Raw genomic sequence first — 19589 nt, 5'->3', positions numbered from 1 at the left:
AATTGTATGGTTGGCAAAAAATACTGTGCAATGAATAAATTACTTATTAACTTCATATTAATAAATATACTTTTTGCTTTAACCTATTTTAATGGGTGCACCTTTCCAGGAGCACCTTTTTGTTAATAACTCAACGGGTACTGCTTAATTGTGCAATATCCTTTCCTGCCAGGAACACCCTGGTTCCTTTTCTGGCCCTGGCCACCACATTAAAATTACCTCCCACGCTTTTCCAGTTACGGCCGCCATCTGCTGAAATGTCGGTACCGGAAGTACCGGTAGCAATTAATATTTTTGGTGAGATGTAAGTCACACCGGAGCGAAATCCGCCTGGAGCAGTAACAGGTGCATACCAGTTGCGACCGCCATCATTGGTGAGCATACAATTGTTTTTACGGGCAGTATCCAATTTATAATCACCGCCTACTGCGACCCCTGTTTTGTTATTCAGAAAGGCAATGGAGAATGCGCCTGTAGTTGGCGTACCCTGCACCACCGGAATCGTATAGGCCTGCCAGTTATCATCCAAAACGAAAAGACGCGCTACACTGCCACCGGTGGCAAAATACACTTTCTTTCCGGGAAAGGTAACCATACTGGTACCGCTGGCAGCAAAAATAGATTCGCCGGGAGTAGCGGCAGGGGCGGCGGAAGGAGCATCCGCTTCCCAGGATTGTCCGCCATTATGTGTGCGGATGACAGCAAATCTATCTCCCAAAGGATCTCCGATGGCGATGCCTTCCTGGTCGTTAAAAAACTGTATGGCGTCAAAGAAAATGCCCGGGCGATCATCGAAGTATACGCGTTTCCACGACGTACCTCCATCTTCCGTTAAAAAAATATGCGCAGGAGCACCGGCATTCAAAACAATGGCCTTACGGGCATCAAAGGCATACAAGGAGCGCCAGTCGCAGCTATCACAGCCAGGTACCACCGTCCAGCTCCAATGGGCGCCACCGTCCGTACTTTTTCCTACCTGGCCCCCCGTACCAGAAGCCCATACAATATTGTCCGTCACCACACTCAGGCCCCGGATACTTTTCACAGGAGGATGTGCAATGACGTTTATCTGGTAATTGACCGCCGGCTTTTGTGCTACCGCCGGTAAGCCGGTACTCCCGAAATAAAACATTGCCAGGAGAACACGGTAAGCCATGCGCCAGCGCTTGTCAGCGGTAATTGGCCACGGTAAGGTATTTAAGGTGATTAAGCGGGCATAGCGGCTGCTTGTCTTCATAAAGTATATCATTTATTTCCAATCTGTTATCAGGAAGAAAATTACAAAATTGCTACAAAGTGTGGTACAGATTTATATATTTGCAAATTACCTAACCTGCTTACTCAATAAATAACTATAGTGCATCAACCGCATCGTTTAAAAATGTTCATCCTATGCTGTATTTGGGGACTTTTCTCCGGGCAACTGCATGCACAGGATAAACCGTACATTTTCGACAGCTACAGCGTCAACGATGGACTTTCACAAAGCACCGTATTCGATATTACACGGGATGATCAGGGATTTATGTGGATTGCCACCAGGGATGGTATTAACCGTTTTGATGGCTATACTTTCAATGAATACCGGTACAAACCGAGTACCCTCTATAAAGCCGGGGAAGGCAAAGGTGAACTGGTGCCCAGGGGCTCTACCGGCAACCGGGCGGTGATCAACCGGTTTGATCTTAAAGGATATAAAGGATTCTCTTTTTATAAAGATAGCCGTCAACAGCTGCTGCTGGCACATAACAACGGTATCAGCGTGTATGATAAGTATCGTAACAGTTTCCGGACCTTGCTGGAAGATACCTCCAATGTAAATGCCCGGGAGCGCGACAATAACGTGAAGTTTGCGATACTGGGAGAAGATACGGCCAGCAACTCCTTATGGGTATGGCGCCCCATGAAAGGGCTCTACGTACTGGACAATACTACCTACGCTATTCGCCGTATTATTCTGTATCCGCCTCAGTTCCGCCAGCGGGGAATATTGCCGTCAACGGTGATAAAAGATGGCAATACCATCTGGATGAATGGGGAACCGGGCGAATTGCTGTCGCTTAATATCAAAAATCTGCGGCTGGCCACTTACTGTTTGCCCGGGATAGGGGCGCAGCCGGTGATGCGGAATCTGAATAAGGATTCGATGATTATTGTGAGCGCCGGGCATGTTACCATCTTCAATAAACAACGGAATAAATTCAGTGACCTCGCTTTCGACATGAGCAACGAAAAAGGGGAGCCCTTTATTCCGGCCGTCACGGAAGTAGATCAGTTTGGGAATGTATGGATCGGGGGAAATAACGGCGTGTTGATTTACAGTATTACCCGCAATGAAATTTTGCGGCATATTGTGAGCTTTAATACGTTTGAAACGCGTTCATTTAATGATGTTTCCTACCTGTATCGTGATATTTCTGATAATATGTGGGTAGGCACGGACGGCGACGGACTGAAAAAATATTCTCCTCATAAAAAAGTATTCAATCTTTACCGGTCGCCCTTCATTACGCATAACATGGTGCAGGCCGTGTATAAGCATGACGACGGCAAACTCTATGTGGGCCTGATGCGCGATGGAATGAATGTTTATGAAGATGGGGGAAAATTCCTGGAGCGTATTTCCAATGAATTATATCCCGGGAAATTTCCGGCGAACGACCTGGGGGCTATCTGCCGGGAAAATGCAGACCATTTGTGGTTACATTTTGCGGGCATGCACATCGGGTTGTTTAACGTACAAACCAAATCGTTCCAGGACCTCACAGGGAAAGTAACCGCACTGGGACTGCCGGCGCAACGTGCTCCGTTCCCATTTTTGTTCAAGCGCACCAATGGTGAAATATACTTTAATTACGGCGGTTACCTGCTGATGTTCGACAATAACGTCAAAGGCTATGAAGTGTCAGTAGTGCACAATTTCGCAGATGAAATGCTGACTACTTACTATGAAGATTTCATGGGTAACCAGTACGTGGGTACGAAATCGGCCCTGTACGTTAAAAATGCAGTGGATTCCCGCTGGAGATCTATCCCATTGCCGTCAGGTACTTCTGTAAAATCAATTAATAAGAATGCGCACAAAGAGTTGCTGGTAGCCACTAACAAAGGACTCTTTATCATCGACGAAGCCGGTCGCATCAAGCAACATTACAATAGTTATGATAACCCGAAACTGATCAATGACTACATGTATGGGGTGTTATTGGACGATAAAGATAGAATTTGGGTGAGTCACAATAAGGGGTTATCGCAGATTAATCCGTTAACAGGAGAGATCACTACCTATAATTATGAAGATGGGCTGCAGTCGAACGAGTTTAATACCGGAGCATTTTACAAATCTATAGACGGAGAGCTGTTTTTCGGGGGAATTCGCGGGGTAAATGGATTTTATCCAAAGAATTTCCGGGACAACCTGTCCAATTCAAAAGTAATTATCCGGCGCATGGAAGTGCTGGATAAACCTTATGAGTCGGATACGGCGGTTTCCTTGCTGAAGAAAGTAGAGTTGCCGTATAATCAGAATACGATTGCCATTGAGTTTGTGCCGCTGGAATATACTAATCCGTTGAAAAACAAGGTGCAGTATAAACTGGAGGGAGCGGATGAGGATTGGGTGCAGGCAGGTACATTCAGGATGGCGCGTTATACCAATCTGCATCCGGGCAGTTATATTTTTAAAGTAAGAGGATCGAATAATGATGATATCTGGAGTACGATTCCTACCACGTTGGAAATTGTAATTAAGATTCCGTTTTGGCAGTCGCTGTGGTTCCGCTTCCTACTATTACTGTTGCTGCTGGGTATTGCCTATTATTTTTCCACCCTTTACCTGGATTATAAAATACGGCACGAGAAGTTGAAACTGGAGAAGGAACAGGCGGTAGATCAGGAGCGGGCGCGTATTTCCAGTGATATGCATGATGATCTTGGCTCCGGGTTATCCACCATTCGGTTGTTGAGTGAGGTAGCCAAACGGAAAATACAAGATCCGGCGCAAACACGGGAGGTAGAACGTATTTCTGAAACGGCCGGGGAGATGGTGGATAAAATGAGTGAGATCATCTGGGCCATGAGTTCTTCTAATGATTCGCTGGCTAACCTGATCGCCTATATGAGAAGTTTTGCGGCAGAGTTCCTGGAGCATGCGCATATTACACATCAGTTTTACATACCGGAAAGCATTCCGAATATCAAGCTGAGCGGAGGTACCAGGCGAAATATTTATCTGGCAGTGAAAGAATCATTGCATAATGTAGTGAAGCATGCGAAGGCAACAGAGGTGATTGTAGAAGTGAAAGTGCACAAAAATATGACGATCATGATCAAGGATAACGGGAAAGGATTTGATCAGGAAAAGGTGAGGTTATTCGGTAATGGTTTAAAAAATATTCAGAAGAGAATGATATCTGTAGGGGGTAATGCGGATATTTCCTCGAACAATGGAACAATAGTTTTTCTCGATATCCCACTAAATTAACATACATTTGTTTTTAATAACATTTAAGTGTTATAATTCCTTAAAACATGACGGTATACTCAAAGAAGAAGTCCCAGGATAACATGGACACTATCACTATTGCGATAGTAGAAGATAATCATGATATCCGCACGGCTATGGAATTGCTGATTAATGGTTCTGACGGTTATGCCTGTGTAGGGACTTTTAATAATGCAGAAACCGCAGTAGAACAGATCCCTCAATTGATGCCAAATGTAGTACTGATGGATTTCAATCTGCCAGGTGGTATGAATGGTATTGAATGTATTGCGCAGTTGAAGCGGGAGCATCCCGATATGCAATTTATGATGCTGACAGTATATGAAGATGACGATAAGATCTTCATGGCGCTGGAGGCTGGTGCGAGTGGATATATTCTCAAGAAAACATCGCCGGGCGAATTACTGGAAGCCATTCGTGATTTATATGATGGTGGTTCTCCTATGAGTTCGCAGATCGCCAGAAGGGTGGTAGCGTTTTTCCAGAAGCAGGCCAAACCGAATCCTGCGTTGGAAGCACTCACTACGCGTGAAAAAGAAATCCTGGACCAGTTGTCCAAAGGATATCTGTACAAGGAAATTGCCAGCAACCTGTTTATCAGTATTGAAACGGTAAGACGCCATGTACACAACATCTACGAAAAACTGCACGTAAGAAGCCGTACAGATGCGGTGAATAAATATTACAACCGATAAGGCGGAAAGCATAAAGCTTAAAGCAAAAAGCTATTGTAGCGAGTTATTAATGTACTTTGATTATTCGCTACAATAGCTTTTTGCTTTAAGCTTTATGCTTTTTGCTTCAGCATCATGCTTCTCTTCAGCAAATGCACCGTTAGTACTACTGCTGCAATCAATAAACAAGCAAGTTTAAATACTAAACCAGTTTTCATAGGATAGGGATTATACGGTTAATAGGTTTAATACCTTAAATATTAGACATAACACTCCCTGATGGCTATTGCCAGACTGATGTAACTTGTTGCGGATATTGTAAAAAGCCGGTGATAAATTGTAATGACAGTATTAGCGCATCATTTGCCAGGAATCAAATTTCCGGATCAAACGGAGGAATTTGTTACCAATGCTATTTTCTTGCTCTTTTTTGATGAAATAGGTAGCTACAAACGCTACTAAAACTACTACGGTGAGTAGGGTAAGGAATAGTATTTTCATAAGGACTAGGTTAGGTTTTCTCTGTAAAGTTGACTTACGTAAATATAGATAATATTTTGATATAACAATTATTTCAAATAAATTTTTTTCATACCATTTTCATGTGATCTACTTTTAAAATACCCTGAAAAGAGGATTATCTCCCGAAAATATAAAAATTATAAGTCTTAATCAGCTGGTTATTAATAGCGTAAGCATAGTGCATAACTTATACTTGGGATGATTCAATGAATCCTTTATTTTTGCCAGCAATCTGATTTTGCTAAAAGATTTAGTATCCTTGCAGATTATTAATGAACCCTTGAAACAGTAATATTTAGGAAATTTTAATATATTATGGCAAATACGGACAAAACGGATAACAAAGATCTATTTGCTTCCTATACGGAAGACTCCATACGGTCGCTGGACTGGCGGGAGCATATCCGCCTCCGGCCTGGTATGTACATCGGTAAGCTGGGAGACGGCTCCAGTATGGATGATGGTATTTACATCCTGCTCAAAGAGGTAACAGACAACTGTATTGATGAACATACTATGGGCTTTGGTAAGCAAGTAGACATCAAGGTAACAGAACATCATGTAACCATCCGGGATTATGGACGCGGGATTCCTTTGGGAAAAGTGGTGGATGTAGTGAGTAAGATCAATACCGGCGCCAAATACGACAGTAAAGCCTTCCAGAAATCAGTGGGATTGAACGGGGTGGGTACCAAAGCAGTGAATGCACTGTCGAGCTACTTCCGCGTGCAATCTGTTCGTGACGGCCGCATGAAAGTAGCGGAGTTTGAAAGAGGGGTACTGATTAAAGAACACAAAGAAGCCGCTACCACAGAACCTAATGGTACCCTGGTAACGTTTACACCAGATGATACCGTATTCAAAAATTACCGCTTTATACCAGAATTCCTGGAAAACCAGATCTGGAACTATTGCTTTTTGAATGCGGGTCTTACCATTAGCTTCAACGGGAAGAAATATATTTCTAAAAATGGTTTGCTGGACCTGTTACAGCGTAAAACCAATGAAGAAGATCTGCGCTATCCCATCATTCACCTGAAGGGAGAAGATATTGAAGTAGCCATCACCCACGAAAGTCAATACGGAGAAGAGTACTATTCATTTGTGAACGGTCAGCATACCACACAGGGCGGTACGCACCTGGCAGCTTTCCGTGAAGCATTTGTAAAAACGGTCCGCGACTTTTATAAAAAGGATTATGAAGCAACGGATATCCGGGCTTCTATTTGTGCTGCAGTGGCTATCCGTGTACAAGAGCCGGTGTTTGAATCGCAAACCAAAACCAAACTGGGTTCCCAGGTTGTTTCAGAAGGAGGTCCTTCTGTAAAGGCATTTGTACTGGAGTTCCTGTCCAAACACCTGGATGATTACCTGCACCGCAACTCTGCTATTGCAGAGGCGTTGAAGAAACGTATTGAACAAAGTGAGCGTGAACGTAAAGAGCTGGCAGGGATTAAAAAACTGGCCAACGAAAGAGCAAAGAAAGCCAATCTGCATAACCGGAAACTGCGCGACTGCCGCTTACACCTCAACGATGAGCTGACCGGAAAAGATAAAGCAGAACAGGAGACACGTCGCCTGGACTCCACCATCTTTATTACAGAAGGTGACTCCGCCAGTGGATCTATCACTAAATCCCGTAACGTGGAAACACAGGCGGTATTTAGCTTACGTGGTAAACCGCTGAACAGCTACGGTTTAACGAAGAAAATTGTATACGAAAATGAAGAGTTCAACCTGCTGCAACACGCATTGAATATTGAAGAAGGCCTCGAGGGACTGCGCTACAACAATATTGTGGTAGCTACCGATGCTGACGTAGATGGTATGCACATCCGTTTGCTGCTGCTGACTTTCTTCCTGCAATTCTTCCCGGACCTGGTGAAAAACGGACACGTTTATATCCTGGAAACACCATTGTTCCGTGTACGTAATAAGCAGGAAACGATTTACTGTTATACAGAAGAAGAGAAACAAAAAGCCGTGAAGAAACTGGGCAATAAGCCGGAGATCACGCGCTTTAAAGGTTTGGGAGAAATTTCTCCGGATGAATTTGGCCGTTTCATTGGGGAAGATATTCGTATTGAGCCGATCATTTTATCGAAAGATATACATGTCCAGAAATTACTGGAATACTATATGGGTAAAAATACCCAGACCCGTCAGGAGTTTATCATCAACAACCTGCGGTATGAAAAGGATTTAATTGAAGAAACAGTATAGTAAGGCATATGGGCTTAATACACATTGTTTTTGGTCAACCTTCGGTTCCGGTGCTGGGAGAAGCGATTGCGATGGATGAGAAAATGAGCGGGGAGATACTTTGTTTTGAAGATGACCTGTCTGTTGGACCCTTGTTCATACTGGACACTAAAGAAGGCAGAGCCGGGCGTAAAATGTTCTGGCAGCAGCTGGCGGGTATATCGCCGGCGCCCACCCCGGAAGGAGATGCACCAGTGCCTGCACCTGTAGTAGAAGAAGCGCTGGAAGATGCAGATCGCTTTAGTGCATTGAAGGCTCAACTGAAGGAAGATCCTGAACTGGAAGTGTGGATCTGGGCCGGACAAAATGCCCGTGATGTTTGTGGCTATTACTGGCTGGTGAGTCAGTGTTATGACTTCGCCGGACGTATACATATCATCTACCTCAATAACCTGCCCTTCCTGAATGAGAAAGGGGCGGTATTTTATCCAACACATCTGCATCAGATATTGCCTAAGGAATTTCTGAAGGCGAAGAAACTGGCGCGTGCCATTTCACTGGCGGAGTATGAACTGGATGGAGATGAATGGCATCGGTTAATGAATGAAAATGCCGGCATCCGTTTACTGGAAGGCGGCAAAAAAATAAAAGGAGAGCCTACCTTGTTTTATGATAAGGAACTGCTGACGCAAAGTGGAAAAGATTTTGTGAAAGCATGGCGCGTGGTGCAACAGGTAACGGGTAAATTAAAATACCCTGTGATGGACCAGTTCCTGGGCTGGCGGCTGAAAGAGCTGATCCGTGAAGGTAAACTGGATAGCAAGGGGGAATTAAAAACCATCCGCGATTTTGAGGTGAAGTTGCCTGGTGAAGGTGGAGAAAGTATCCCGGCGGAAAACACTGAAAATCCAACTACCCTATGATAAAGGTAACCTCCCTGGACCTGTTGGGTGCAGATGACCGCGGCAGCGGCTATTTCTGGAACTGCAACCGCACTGGTGATTTTATGGTATGTTACCGTAACGCCGGTAGCAGCAGCGGACAGCACTACCACGAAGGAAAAAGTGATAACAAAAATCCGGAAGTACTTTATCTTTTTACCGGCAAAGCCGCTATGCACTGGTGTCCGCTGGATGGAAAAGAAATTGTGGTAACGGAAATAACTGCGCCGGCCAGAGTAGAAGTGCCGGTAAATGTATGGCATCAGCTGATAGCGATAACAGATTGTTGCTTTATAGAACTGAACTCCCTGGAAGATGTGCAAAAGGACAGTATCCGTATTTGGAGGGAGGATTTTGAAAAAATGATTAACGTAAAACCGTAAGTGTATTATACATGGACATGGAAAATAAAACACCAGACGAATCTCTGCACAATGTCATCCACGTGGGGGGCATGTATGAGAGCTGGTTCCTGGATTACGCCTCTTATGTAATTCTGGAGCGGGCAGTGCCCAGCGTGGAAGATGGGTTGAAGCCCGTACAGCGTCGTATCCTGCACGCCATGAAAGAAATGGATGATGGCCGTTTTAATAAAGTGGCAAACGTCATCGGACAAACGATGCAGTATCACCCACACGGGGATGCTTCTATCAGTGATGCTATCGTTAACCTCGGTCAGAAAGACCTGCTCATCGAAACGCAGGGTAACTGGGGCGATGTCAGAACCGGAGATGATGCAGCAGCAGCCAGGTATATTGAGGCTCGTTTGTCGAAGTTTGCACTGGACGTAGGTTTTAACCCTAAAACTACTTCCTGGCAACTGAGCTACGACGGTCGTAAAAATGAACCCCTCGCATTACCAATGAAGTTCCCGCTGTTATTGGCACAGGGAGCAGAAGGTATCGCCGTAGGGTTATCTACCAAAATATTACCACACAACTTTATAGAGCTGATAGACGCATCTGTGAAGTACCTGCGTGGTAAGAAATTTGAGTTGTTCCCCGATTTCACTACTGGCGGAATGATCGACGTAGCTAACTACAACGATGGTAAACGCGGAGGTAAAGTACGTGTACGCGCACATATAGAAGAGAAAGATAAAAAGACCCTGCTGATAAAGGATGTACCTCATGGTATCACCACTACCCAGCTGATGGAGTCTATCGTGAAAGCCAACGACAGTGGTAAAATCAAGATCCGTAAAGTAGTGGATAATACCGCTGCAGACGTGGAAATTGAAGTGCAGCTGGCGCCTGGTATTTCACCGGATATCACCATTGATGCACTTTACGCATTTACCGATTGCGAAATATCCATTTCTCCGAATGCCTGCGTGATTGTAAATGATAAACCACAATTCCTCACCGCTTCCGATTTATTGAAAGCGTCTGCTGACTACACCAAAGACCTGCTCAAACAGGAACTGGAAATTAAGCTGGCAGAACTGCAGGAAAAATGGCATTACACTTCCCTGGAAAAAATATTCTTCGAAAAAGGTATTTACAAGGAGCTGGAGCAAAAGCATAAAGACTGGGAAGCTGTACTGGTAGCGATCGACAAAGGATTTAATCCGTATAAAAAGCAATTGAAACGCGACATTACCCGCGAAGATATTGTGAAATTAACGGAGAAGCCTGTACGTAGAATTTACCGCCTCGATATCAATGAGCTGAACGAACAGATCAAAAATATTGAAGGAGAAATCAAAGAGGTAAAACATCACCTGGCTAACCTGGTAGATTATACCGTTGCTTACTATGATAACCTGCTGAAGAAATATGGTAAAGGCCGCGAACGCAAAACCCTGATCAAAACTTTTGATACCATACAGGTAGCGCAGGTAGCCATTGCCAATACCAAAATATATGTAAATCGTGCTGACGGATTCATTGGTACTTCTCTGAAGAAAGATGAGTTTGTGGCAGATTGTTCTGACCTGGATAACATCATTGTATTCCGTCGGGATGGCAAAATGCTGGTAACGAAAGTAGCCGACAAAACCTTTGTAGGTAAGGATATTATTCACGTGGACATTTTCCGCAAGAATGATGAACGCACCACTTACAACATGATTTACGTGGAAGGTAAAACCGGTGTGAGCTATGCGAAACGTTTCAATGTAACCGGTGTTACCCGCGACAAAGAATACGAGCTGGCACACAAAGGAGAGAAGAATTCTAAAGTGCATTATTTCACCTCCAACCCTAACGGAGAAGCGGAAGTAGTGACTATTAAGCTGAGCCCGAACTGTAGCGCGCGCAACAAGGAATTTGATATGTTCTTTGAAACTATTGCTATCAAAGGACGTAGCTCTATGGGGAACGTGGTAACCAAATATCCGATCCGTAGTGTGAAGTTCAAAGAGAAAGGGGTATCTACTTTGGCCGGACAAAAGATCTGGTATGATACAGAAACCGGTCGTTTGAATACAGAGGAACGTGGCGTGTACATTGGAGCTTTTGAAGGAGAAGACAAAATTTTTGTCGCCTTCAAGAATGGTACTTATGAGCTCACCAACTACGATCTCACCAACCGTTATGAATCAGGAGATGTTGTCTACATCGAGAAATTCAACCCGGAAAAAACGGTGACGGCTATCTATTTTGATGCAGACAAAAAGCAGTTTAATGTGAAACGTTTCCGTATTGAAACGCAGACATTGAATAATAAATTCCTCTTTATTAAAGAAGGTATGGCTAACTACCTGGAAATGGTAACTACCCATACGCAGCCAATTGTATTGCTGAAAACCGGGAAGAAACGGAGTCCGGAAGAAGAAGAAATAGATCTCTCTGAATTTGTGGAAGTTACCGGCTGGAAAACAGTAGGAACAAGGATTGCAGGCGACGACCTGATTAGTGCAGAGTTGCTGTCAGAAGATGAGGACCCGGACCCAAATGAAGACGGGCCAGCTGGTGGACAGGGAGAATTGTTTTAAAGAGCTGAAAGCATAAAGCGAAAAGCAAAAAGCTATTAAAGCGATTGATAAGAGCGAAGAGTAATTAAATACTCGCTCTTATCAATCGCTTTAATAGCTTTTTGCTTTTCGCTTTATGCTTTCAGCTCTTCCTAGATCTTGCCTCCCATGTTTTTGATAATTATTTCAAGGAAGTCGATCGTAGCGAGATAGTCTTCTATAGAAGTGCCGGTAAGGATTTTCTTATAGTTCTCGTCCTGGTCAGCCGCTATTTTCGCAAATTCGCTGGCTCCGAGCGGCGTAAAAGAATACAGGTCCTCATTTTGCTGCACCCAATTACGGGCCACCAGCGAGGCTAATATCCCATCCAGCTCAGATTCCGTGAGGAACCTGTTTACCTGGTAGTAATAAAGTTCCCGGCTGATTTTTCCGTGTACGTCAATTTGTTTGAGTACCTGCCAGTGAAATCTGTTGATTCCAAAAGTTTCAAAGGCGTTGTTGATGTATTGTGTAATCAGGCTGTCAGCTTCTTTCAGGTACCAGCCGATTGGTAGTTTATGTTTAATGTCAGAAGGCATAAAATGTATTACTCTTTAACAGGTGTGGTAATTTCAATCATGATATTATCAAAGGTCATGTAAAAACCGAATGTTTTGCGCATGGGCTGCGGTGCTTGTTCCAGCACAATACCGCCGTCCTGCAAACGCTGGTACATGGCCATTACAGCTTCCTGGTTGTCCAGGTAAAAGCCGATATGAAAGGCGTCCGGGTAGGTATGGTTTTCTTTGTCGTTGAAGCGTTGATTCATCAGTACAAGTAAAAAACCATCGCTGCCGGTTAACACGGACAAGCTATCATTGAGTTTTGGGTCGGTGCAACGGAAATTAAAATAGGTTTCAAAGAAGGTGCGTGTTGCAGGCACATCTTTTACAGTGAGGTTTAAGTGATTGAGTTGCATAAGTATAAAACCAATAAATGAATGTTCGCTCTTTTATAGTGCAAATATAAAAGAACAATCGTTCTTTTTAATAAAAAAGGTGAAATTTTTTTTTCGGGAGATAGATAACGCCGCCATCACTTACTGCTGCGCTTCAGGCACGATGCCCGCAGCAGCCATATGGTTTTCATTTTCGGGTTTGGGTTATTGTTTTTTCTTTTGTGTGGGTGGTTTAGGTGTTTCCTGGTAATCTTCTGCTGATTTAGGCTGGGTCATAATCTTTTTCTTCTGATCCAAAGGTTGTGGGGTAGGGGCGCCCTTGCCCATCGGGATGGCATCATGAAAAATTTTATCGACATGCATCCATTTTCCAGCTTGCCACTTAAAACCTTCGTAGTCCATATCAGATACGTAGGTGAACTTCTTCATGGGCTCATTGGTCTCTGAAATGAGATGATCATATACAATCATGTTCAGCTCCTTGTTATAATTGAGGGTGGCTGTACTTTCTTTTTTATACTCTATGATAAAGCGGTTGCGGGTGGGCTTTGGGGTGCTGTCTTCCGCAAAGCTGAAAAAAGGTCCGCCCAGCACAGGTTGCCCGTTTTTGAAAGTGAGCATTTCCACGATCTTCTTTTGACTGCGGGGATTATTGCCATCCCAGCCAAAGAGCGTATAAAATTCCTGGTTAAAATAATGGCGGTGTATGATGTTGTAGTACAGGCAACCATACCAGTATTTATTATCCGTAATGGTATCTGTATTGGTGATATAATCGGAGGCATCGAAGAGGGGAAACAGCTTGAGTGCACCGTCTGGTGTATTCATTTGTATGGCCCCAAAATGCCGGTAAAAGCCATTTTCTCTTTCCAGTGCCCAGGAGAATATCCGGAAAGCGCTGTCCTGTGGATATTGAATAGAAATGGTTTTCAGCGAGTCAAATGGAAACTTAAAAGAGTGTTGGGTTTTTAATGCCCGCACCAGCAGAGGGATGAAGGCGTCTTTCGCTCTTTCCCGGCCATCATCACCTTTACCATCAAAGATAAGCTGGCTGAGTACCCGCAGCGTATCCTGGTCCCGTTTTAATTGTTTTATGCCTGCGGCATCTGGTTGTTGCGCGTAGGTCAGTAAACTGGTGATCAACAGTAATAGCGACAGTAATGATTTTTTTGCCATATCTATTATACGATTCGGGAAAGGAATTATTGTATAGCCTGTGCAAACTGCAACAGGTTTTGGAATCGCTGGTCAATAAGCGGATGCGGAAACGGTATTTCTGGACGGGTAGATGGAATAAATACGGTTTGCATGCCCAGGCTTTTGCCAAATTGCATATCGCTCAACGTATTGCCTACCATGACTGCCTGCGTAAAATCGATCGCCGGGAAATCCTGTTTGGCTTGTAAACCCATACCGATCGCCGGTTTGCGGCAAGGGCTGCTGCTATCCAGGTCAGGGCAAAAATAGATGTTATCTATTCGTCCGCCCTGCTGCTCAATTTGCTGTAGCATGTGCGCATGAATTTCCTGAAGTCCTGCTACGGTGAGTAAGCCGCGACCAATGCAGCGTTGATTCGTCACCACCAGGATACGTTCAAAATGTTTGGCCAGCAATGGCATGGCGTCCAGCACGCCTTCACTGAATTGAAACATATCCGGACGAAGCACATATCCATCACGAATTTCCTCATTGATCACTCCATCCCTGTCTAGAAATAACGTCATGATACCAATACTTTTTGGGCGGCCTCGTAATCTTCCGGAATGCCGATATCGATGAAATAAGTATCGCTGACAAAGCCATATAAGTGGCCCGCAGCGGCGCCTGGTTCCAGGACTTCCTTCTCAAAAGAAAACTTTTCCGGTAAAGACAAGCTATGTAAGAAGTCGGTATTTGTCAGGTAAATGCCTCCGTTGATCAGTCCTGCCGTGCAGAATTGTTTTTCGTGAAAAGCGCTGATTCGCTGTGTGGCGTCCAGTTCTATGCTCCCGTAGCGGTCAAACTGCTGCATGGGTTTCAGTGCCAGTGACAGCCGACTTTGCCGGTCGTGATGAAATTGGGAAAATGCAGCCAGGTCCACATCGAAGTAAGTATCGCCGTTAACAATAAAGGCTTCTTTACCTTCCAGTGCAGGTAAGGCATGCAGTATACCTCCACCGGTGCCCAGTGGCTCCGGCTCAACGGTAAAGGATACACGTAGCGGCAACGGGGTGCTGTTGCACCAGCTAATCACTTGTTCTGATAAGTAACCCAGCGACAATACTGCATGGGTGATCCCTTGTTTATGGAGATATTGCAGCAGGTAGTATAAAAACGGATGATCGCCCAAAGGCGCCATACATTTGGGCTTATCAGCCACTACGCTACGCAGGCGTGTGCCTAAACCTCCGGCAAGTACAATACATTCGTGCACCATTAGGCAAACAGGTTGTTTTCTACTATTTCACAAATGATATGTCCTACTGTGATATGTGCTTCCTGTATGCGGGGCGTATCTGTAGAGGGGATATTGATCAGGTAATCGCTTCCTGCTTTCATTTTCCCGCCGGTGCTGCCAGTCATGCTCACCACAATCATCCCTTGCTCTTTGGCCACCTTGATGGCTTCCAGCAGGTTCACGGAATTACCGGAAGTAGAAATGGCTACCAGCACATCGCCGGGGCGACCAATTCCTCTCAGGATGCGGGCATATACCTGGTCGTAACCATAGTCGTTGCCTACCGCCGTCATATACGAAGTATTGCAGTGAAGTGCTTCTGCGTACAACGGCATACGGTCTTTATAAAAGCGACCAGAAAATTCTGCTGCAAGGTGCTGTGCATCTGCTGCACTGCCACCGTTACCACAAAAGAGAATTTTGTGATCCGTTTGCAGGCTGTGGGTGATGGTATCTGCTACTACTTTTATGGTGTTCAACAGTGGCTCATCCTGGCAAATGGCTTCTTTTACCGTTATACTTTCGCGGAGCTTGTCGATAATGTGTTGTTTCATGAAACAGGTTTTTTGATTTGGTGTAGCCTTAAATACTCCAGGTTTGAATACCGTGGTTGGTAAAGGTATAGCGTTTTACATCGCCACCAAAACCACTCAGGGCATCTACTACAGCAAAGCGGGTATTTTTAGGGCAATAGAAGATCATAAAGCCGCCGCCGCCTGCACCCGAAATTTTACCACCGCTGGCGCCGGCTTTGCGGGCAGCGTCGTATATTTCATCGAGTTGGGGATTGGTAATACCTTTGGCCATCTTCTTTTTATATTCAAATCCGTAATCCAGAATTTCACCGATTTTGTCGATGGTACCCCGTAGTAATGCTTMTTTCATCATGACCGCCTGTTCTTTCAGGTGGTGCATGGCTTCAATGGAAGCATCTTTTTTATCGGTAACGTTTTTTTGTTGCTCTGAGATGATGGTAGACGATAAGCGGCTGGTAGAGGTGTAGAATAATACCAGGTTGTTTTCCAGCTCATGCAGGTTGGTTTCCTTGATGCGGAGCGGGTTTACAATTACTTTGTCGCCCTGGTAAAACTCCATGAAGTTTACGCCGCCAAAAGTGGCTGCATACTGATCCTGTTTACCACCGGCCTGTTGGAGGTCTTCCCGTTCAATAGAATACGCGAGGTGCGCCATGTCATACTCTCCCAATGGCAATTTCAGCCATTCTGCAAAAGCGCCGAGTACAGCCACTACCAATGTAGAAGAAGTTCCCAGGCCAGATCCGGCGGGAGCATCTACAAAGGTGGTCAGTTTAAAACCAGTKGCGGGCAGTGAGCCATAATCCTTTTGTACGCGGTTAATTACTCCTTTGAGAATATCCAGCGTACCATCTAACGGTAAAGGATATACGGCATCATAGGAAGCAGTTTCTCTTCTGTCKGCACACTCGAAAACGATTTTACCATCCGTGCGTGGTTCTATAGCAGCGCGGGCATATAAAGAGATGGTAGCATTGAGAATGGCGCCACCGTATAAATCCGAGTACGGACTTACATCTGTGCCACCACCGGCAAGGCCTATACGTAGAGGAGCTTTACTTCTGTATATCATGGTCTTTTTTTTGAGCTAAAAGCTGAAAGGAGAAAGCAAAAAGCTATTGAAGCGGGTGATAAAAGCGAAGGGTAGTATTGCAAAAATCCTCTACTATCAATCGCTTCAATAGCTTTTTGCTTTCTGCTTTCAGCCTTCTGCTAAATGATGTATTTCTTTCGCCAGCCGGCTCCAGGAATATTGTAATTTTTCTTTGCGCAATGCGGCTACCATATCAGCTTCCCGGTTGTCCACGAAGTATTTTTCAATGGCGGCAGCAATGGAAGCAGGATCAGGTTCCGCCTGGAAGCCGACTACGCCATCCGGCACCATTTCTACCAGTCCGCCTACATTAGTGACTACCATCGGTTTTTCGAAATGGTAGGCAATCTGTGAAATGCCGCTCTGTGTGGCGCTTTTGTAGGGTTGTACTACCAGGTCGGCTGCACAGAAATAATTTTTAACGGCTTCATTGGGAATGAAATCGGTGTGCATCAGCACGCGATCACCCAGTTGTAATTTATTAAGTAGCTCCAGATAAGGAGCAGCATCTTCATAATATTCTCCGGCCACGATGGCGTGAACATCCAGTTTTTTCATGCGCTCATCTGCCATGGCTTCCAGCAGTAAATCCAGCCCTTTATACTGGCGAATGAATCCAAAAAACAGGATATATCGTTTGCCGGGTTGGAGTTTTAATTGTTCTCGGGCAGCTTCTTTGGTAATCAGTGCGCCGTAGTTATCGTAAATAGGATGGGGAATGAGCGACGCTTTCTTTGTTGGCTCAAACACGCGCAAATCGTTTAATACCGACTGGCTCATGGCTACGAACGCATCTACCGGCTTCAGGAAATATTTGGTAAAAGCCACATCGCCAGGGCGTTTTTCATGTGGTACTACGTTATCCAGTACCGCAATAACTTTGGTGTGTTTGCGCTTCCCCAGGCGCAGCAGTGAACCCAGAGAAGGCCCCATAATAGGTAGCCAGTATTTGGAGATGATAATATCCGGGTTCATTTTCCGGATTTTGCGGCCTACTATTAACCAGTTCAGCGGATTCACAGAATTGATCAGCCGTTTAATGGTCAGGTGTTTCGGTGCAGGGTCTGTAGAGAATTGGCTTTTGCCAGGGAAAAACAGCTTGGGATACTGGAGGGTAAACGTCCATATTTCTACCTCGTCTGTTTGCTGTAATTCTTCTGCCAGCCGCTCGTTATAAGCAGCCAGCCCACCCCGGAAGGGGTAGGCTGTACCTAAAATAAGTATTTTCTTTTTGTTAGCCATAGTGTCAGATTACGAATAATGAATTACCGGATTAAAGCTGGCGGTCTGCGAGCTTCGACAGTTGTAAATCGTCATCCGTAACATTTTGGGTATGATCCATCCGTTCTTCTACCAGGTAAGAATTACGCTCGGTAGCGTTGCGGGTAACCAGTTCACCGATAAATCCGGTCAGGAATAACTGAGAACCGATGATCATACATAACAGCCCCAGATAAAACAGGGGTCTGTCTGTCATATTTACTTTATCAAAAAATATTTTTGCCACGGCCAGATAAAGGGCGATCAAAAAACCTCCAAAGAACGACAGGGAGCCCAGGGCGCCAAACAGGTGCATCGGGCGTTTGCCGAATTTGCCGATAAACATGATGGTCGCCAGATCCAGAAATCCGTTGATAAAACGTTMCAGTCCGAATTTAGTAACACCGTATTTACGGGCGCGGTGCTCCACTACTTTTTCTCCGATTTTACGGAAGCCATTCCACTTGGCAATGACTGGAATATAGCGGTGCATTTCACCGTATACTTCGACGGACTTCACCACTTTTTTGCGGTACGACTTCAAGCCACAGTTCATGTCGTGCAGCTTTACACCGCTCATGCGGGTAGTGGTAAAGTTGTATAGTTTAGAAGGCAGATTTTTAGTAAATGCGTTGTCGTAACGTTTCTTTTTCCAGCCGCTCACCAGGTCATATCCATCTTCCATAATCATGCGGTATAACTCAGGAATTTCATCGGGGCTATCCTGCAGGTCAGCGTCCATGGTGATGACAACATCTCCCTGTGCAGCGCTGAAACCTTCATTCAGTGCGGCAGATTTACCATAGTTGCGTTGAAATTTGATGCCTTTGATATGCGGGTTTTGTGCAGCCAGTTGCTGAATGACTCCCCATGAGTCGTCGGTACTACCATCATCTATCATCCACACTTCGTAGGTGAAGCGATGTGCATCCATGACTTTCTCAATCCATGCCGCCAGCTCTGGTAAAGATTCTTCTTCGTTTTTTAAAGGAACGATTACGGATATGTTCATCTTAATAGAATAGTATTATAATTGCTGCCCCGGGGCTGGTTTCTTACGTATGATCAGTGAAATAATCGCTGAAATAATAAAATAGGAAATCACCAATTTCAGGAAATCCATGAATGATTTGGCCAGGCCTACATGGAAATCTGTTTTTGCCAGTTCATCCAGTTGTTTGTCTATTTCCTCCTGTGGCGCCTTAAATCGGTGCAATAATTTTGCCGTAGATTCCAACAGGTTTTGTTTCAACGCATCTACCAGGTTTGGATCAATGTATTTATACAGGATATACTGGTATACAGTGATGATAGCTGCCCCAATAATAAAAGTAGTAAATACCGGCTGCAGTGCTTCTTTAAAAGAGATCAGCCCGCCCTGTTGTTTTTTCTTTTCTTTTCCGGCCAGTACTGCAAATACAATAAAAACCGTCATTTGAATAAGACCATTCCACCAGGAGAATAATATTTCAGGTCCCAGCACGTAAGTCAATACGTTTAAAAATACAATGACAATACCACCTACTATTCCCCATTTCAAGCCTGGGTTAGAGTTTTGCTGCATAT

The 19589-nt window shown here is 44.6% G+C and carries 18 protein-coding genes; 6 read left to right on the top strand and 12 right to left on the bottom strand.

Annotation, left to right across the window (positions count from 1 at the left end; genetic code table 11):
- Positions 1 to 130: 130 nt before the first annotated feature.
- Complete coding sequence (locus tag AC1DFM_RS08745; protein WP_477076331.1) at positions 131 to 1237, bottom strand: hypothetical protein; 1107 nt, start codon at positions 1235 to 1237, stop codon at positions 131 to 133.
- A gap of 144 nt (positions 1238 to 1381) precedes the next feature.
- On the opposite strand from AC1DFM_RS08745, the gene AC1DFM_RS08740 reads away from it, so the two are divergent.
- The gene (locus AC1DFM_RS08740) at positions 1382 to 4483 is read left to right on the top strand and encodes a ligand-binding sensor domain-containing protein (protein WP_477076330.1); all 3102 of its coding nucleotides are present in this window, start codon (positions 1382 to 1384) and stop codon (positions 4481 to 4483) included.
- A gap of 47 nt (positions 4484 to 4530) precedes the next feature.
- Positions 4531 to 5199, top strand: a complete 669-nt coding sequence (locus AC1DFM_RS08735; RefSeq protein WP_079468073.1) for a response regulator transcription factor — start codon at positions 4531 to 4533, stop codon at positions 5197 to 5199.
- 330 nt (positions 5200 to 5529) lie between these two features.
- Here AC1DFM_RS08735 and AC1DFM_RS08730 read toward each other — a convergent pair whose 3' ends face one another.
- A complete protein-coding gene (locus AC1DFM_RS08730; protein WP_291921868.1) occupies positions 5530 to 5679 on the bottom strand; it encodes a hypothetical protein in 150 nt (49 codons plus the stop codon).
- 336 nt (positions 5680 to 6015) lie between these two features.
- Here AC1DFM_RS08730 and AC1DFM_RS08725 point away from each other — a divergent pair, with 336 nt between their 5' ends.
- The 4 genes from AC1DFM_RS08725 to AC1DFM_RS08710 are packed head-to-tail and all read left to right on the top strand — an operon-like array spanning position 6016 to position 11781.
- Positions 6016 to 7923, top strand: coding sequence for a DNA topoisomerase IV subunit B (locus tag AC1DFM_RS08725; protein WP_477076329.1), 1908 nt, complete (start codon positions 6016 to 6018; stop codon positions 7921 to 7923).
- An 8-nt stretch (positions 7924 to 7931) separates the two neighbouring features.
- Positions 7932 to 8825 carry a DUF1835 domain-containing protein gene (locus AC1DFM_RS08720; RefSeq protein WP_477076328.1) on the top strand — a complete coding sequence of 298 codons (894 nt, stop codon included), beginning with the start codon at positions 7932 to 7934 and terminating at the stop codon, positions 8823 to 8825.
- Positions 8822 to 9226: a hypothetical protein gene (locus AC1DFM_RS08715; protein WP_477076327.1), complete on the top strand. Its 405-nt coding sequence runs from the start codon at positions 8822 to 8824 to the stop codon at positions 9224 to 9226. Before AC1DFM_RS08720 ends, AC1DFM_RS08715 begins: the two co-directional genes overlap by 4 nt.
- Before the next feature lie 17 nt (positions 9227 to 9243).
- On the top strand, positions 9244 to 11781 hold the full coding sequence (locus tag AC1DFM_RS08710) for a DNA gyrase/topoisomerase IV subunit A (RefSeq protein ID WP_477076326.1): 2538 nt from the start codon (positions 9244 to 9246) through the stop codon (positions 11779 to 11781).
- A 131-nt stretch (positions 11782 to 11912) separates the two neighbouring features.
- Here AC1DFM_RS08710 and AC1DFM_RS08705 read toward each other — a convergent pair whose 3' ends face one another.
- The 10 genes from AC1DFM_RS08705 to AC1DFM_RS08660 form a co-directional block, all read right to left on the bottom strand.
- Positions 11913 to 12338, bottom strand: coding sequence for a hypothetical protein (locus AC1DFM_RS08705; RefSeq protein ID WP_477076325.1), 426 nt, complete (start codon positions 12336 to 12338; stop codon positions 11913 to 11915).
- An 8-nt stretch (positions 12339 to 12346) separates the two neighbouring features.
- Positions 12347 to 12718 carry a VOC family protein gene (locus AC1DFM_RS08700; protein ID WP_477076324.1) on the bottom strand — a complete coding sequence of 124 codons (372 nt, stop codon included), beginning with the start codon at positions 12716 to 12718 and terminating at the stop codon, positions 12347 to 12349.
- 183 nt (positions 12719 to 12901) lie between these two features.
- Positions 12902 to 13873, bottom strand: a complete 972-nt coding sequence (locus AC1DFM_RS08695) for a hypothetical protein (protein WP_477076323.1) — start codon at positions 13871 to 13873, stop codon at positions 12902 to 12904.
- Between the two features lie 26 nt (positions 13874 to 13899).
- Positions 13900 to 14421: a D-glycero-alpha-D-manno-heptose-1,7-bisphosphate 7-phosphatase gene (locus AC1DFM_RS08690; protein WP_477076322.1), complete on the bottom strand. Its 522-nt coding sequence runs from the start codon at positions 14419 to 14421 to the stop codon at positions 13900 to 13902.
- Positions 14418 to 15113: a nucleotidyltransferase family protein gene (locus AC1DFM_RS08685; protein WP_477076321.1), complete on the bottom strand. Its 696-nt coding sequence runs from the start codon at positions 15111 to 15113 to the stop codon at positions 14418 to 14420. Before AC1DFM_RS08685 ends, AC1DFM_RS08690 begins: the two co-directional genes overlap by 4 nt.
- The gene (locus tag AC1DFM_RS08680; RefSeq protein WP_477076320.1) at positions 15113 to 15688 is read right to left on the bottom strand and encodes a D-sedoheptulose-7-phosphate isomerase; all 576 of its coding nucleotides are present in this window, start codon (positions 15686 to 15688) and stop codon (positions 15113 to 15115) included. Before AC1DFM_RS08680 ends, AC1DFM_RS08685 begins: the two co-directional genes overlap by 1 nt.
- Before the next feature lie 28 nt (positions 15689 to 15716).
- Complete coding sequence (locus tag AC1DFM_RS08675) at positions 15717 to 16742, bottom strand: GHMP family kinase ATP-binding protein (protein WP_477076319.1); 1026 nt, start codon at positions 16740 to 16742, stop codon at positions 15717 to 15719.
- Between the two features lie 129 nt (positions 16743 to 16871).
- Positions 16872 to 18005 (bottom strand): glycosyltransferase, encoded by a 1134-nt coding sequence (locus AC1DFM_RS08670; protein WP_477076318.1) that lies wholly within the window; start codon positions 18003 to 18005, stop codon positions 16872 to 16874.
- 31 nt (positions 18006 to 18036) lie between these two features.
- On the bottom strand, positions 18037 to 19035 hold the full coding sequence (locus AC1DFM_RS08665) for a glycosyltransferase family 2 protein (protein ID WP_477076317.1): 999 nt from the start codon (positions 19033 to 19035) through the stop codon (positions 18037 to 18039).
- Positions 19036 to 19050: 15 nt separating this feature from the next.
- Positions 19051 to 19587 (bottom strand): DUF4199 domain-containing protein, encoded by a 537-nt coding sequence (locus tag AC1DFM_RS08660; RefSeq protein ID WP_477076316.1) that lies wholly within the window; start codon positions 19585 to 19587, stop codon positions 19051 to 19053.
- Between the last annotated feature and the right edge of the window lie 2 nt (positions 19588 to 19589).

Source organism: Chitinophaga sp. 05T412, from assembly GCF_056396465.1.
This window is presented reverse-complemented; position numbering and strand designations above follow the sequence as displayed.

What these genes read in the sequence shown, in the direction of transcription:
- AC1DFM_RS08745 (WP_477076331.1), bottom strand. Translation starts at nt 1,237, where the DNA reads ATGAAGACAAGCAGCCGCTATGCCCGCTTAATCACCTTAAATACCTTA.
- AC1DFM_RS08740 (WP_477076330.1), top strand. Translation starts at nt 1,382, where the DNA reads ATGTTCATCCTATGCTGTATTTGGGGACTTTTCTCCGGGCAACTGCAT.
- AC1DFM_RS08735 (WP_079468073.1), top strand. Translation starts at nt 4,531, where the DNA reads ATGACGGTATACTCAAAGAAGAAGTCCCAGGATAACATGGACACTATC.
- AC1DFM_RS08730 (WP_291921868.1), bottom strand. Translation starts at nt 5,679, where the DNA reads ATGAAAATACTATTCCTTACCCTACTCACCGTAGTAGTTTTAGTAGCG.
- AC1DFM_RS08725 (WP_477076329.1), top strand. Translation starts at nt 6,016, where the DNA reads ATGGCAAATACGGACAAAACGGATAACAAAGATCTATTTGCTTCCTAT.
- AC1DFM_RS08720 (WP_477076328.1), top strand. Translation starts at nt 7,932, where the DNA reads ATGGGCTTAATACACATTGTTTTTGGTCAACCTTCGGTTCCGGTGCTG.
- AC1DFM_RS08715 (WP_477076327.1), top strand. Translation starts at nt 8,822, where the DNA reads ATGATAAAGGTAACCTCCCTGGACCTGTTGGGTGCAGATGACCGCGGC.
- AC1DFM_RS08710 (WP_477076326.1), top strand. Translation starts at nt 9,244, where the DNA reads ATGGAAAATAAAACACCAGACGAATCTCTGCACAATGTCATCCACGTG.
- AC1DFM_RS08705 (WP_477076325.1), bottom strand. Translation starts at nt 12,338, where the DNA reads ATGCCTTCTGACATTAAACATAAACTACCAATCGGCTGGTACCTGAAA.
- AC1DFM_RS08700 (WP_477076324.1), bottom strand. Translation starts at nt 12,718, where the DNA reads ATGCAACTCAATCACTTAAACCTCACTGTAAAAGATGTGCCTGCAACA.
- AC1DFM_RS08695 (WP_477076323.1), bottom strand. Translation starts at nt 13,873, where the DNA reads ATGGCAAAAAAATCATTACTGTCGCTATTACTGTTGATCACCAGTTTA.
- AC1DFM_RS08690 (WP_477076322.1), bottom strand. Translation starts at nt 14,421, where the DNA reads ATGACGTTATTTCTAGACAGGGATGGAGTGATCAATGAGGAAATTCGT.
- AC1DFM_RS08685 (WP_477076321.1), bottom strand. Translation starts at nt 15,113, where the DNA reads ATGGTGCACGAATGTATTGTACTTGCCGGAGGTTTAGGCACACGCCTG.
- AC1DFM_RS08680 (WP_477076320.1), bottom strand. Translation starts at nt 15,688, where the DNA reads ATGAAACAACACATTATCGACAAGCTCCGCGAAAGTATAACGGTAAAA.
- AC1DFM_RS08670 (WP_477076318.1), bottom strand. Translation starts at nt 18,005, where the DNA reads ATGGCTAACAAAAAGAAAATACTTATTTTAGGTACAGCCTACCCCTTC.
- AC1DFM_RS08660 (WP_477076316.1), bottom strand. Translation starts at nt 19,587, where the DNA reads ATGCAGCAAAACTCTAACCCAGGCTTGAAATGGGGAATAGTAGGTGGT.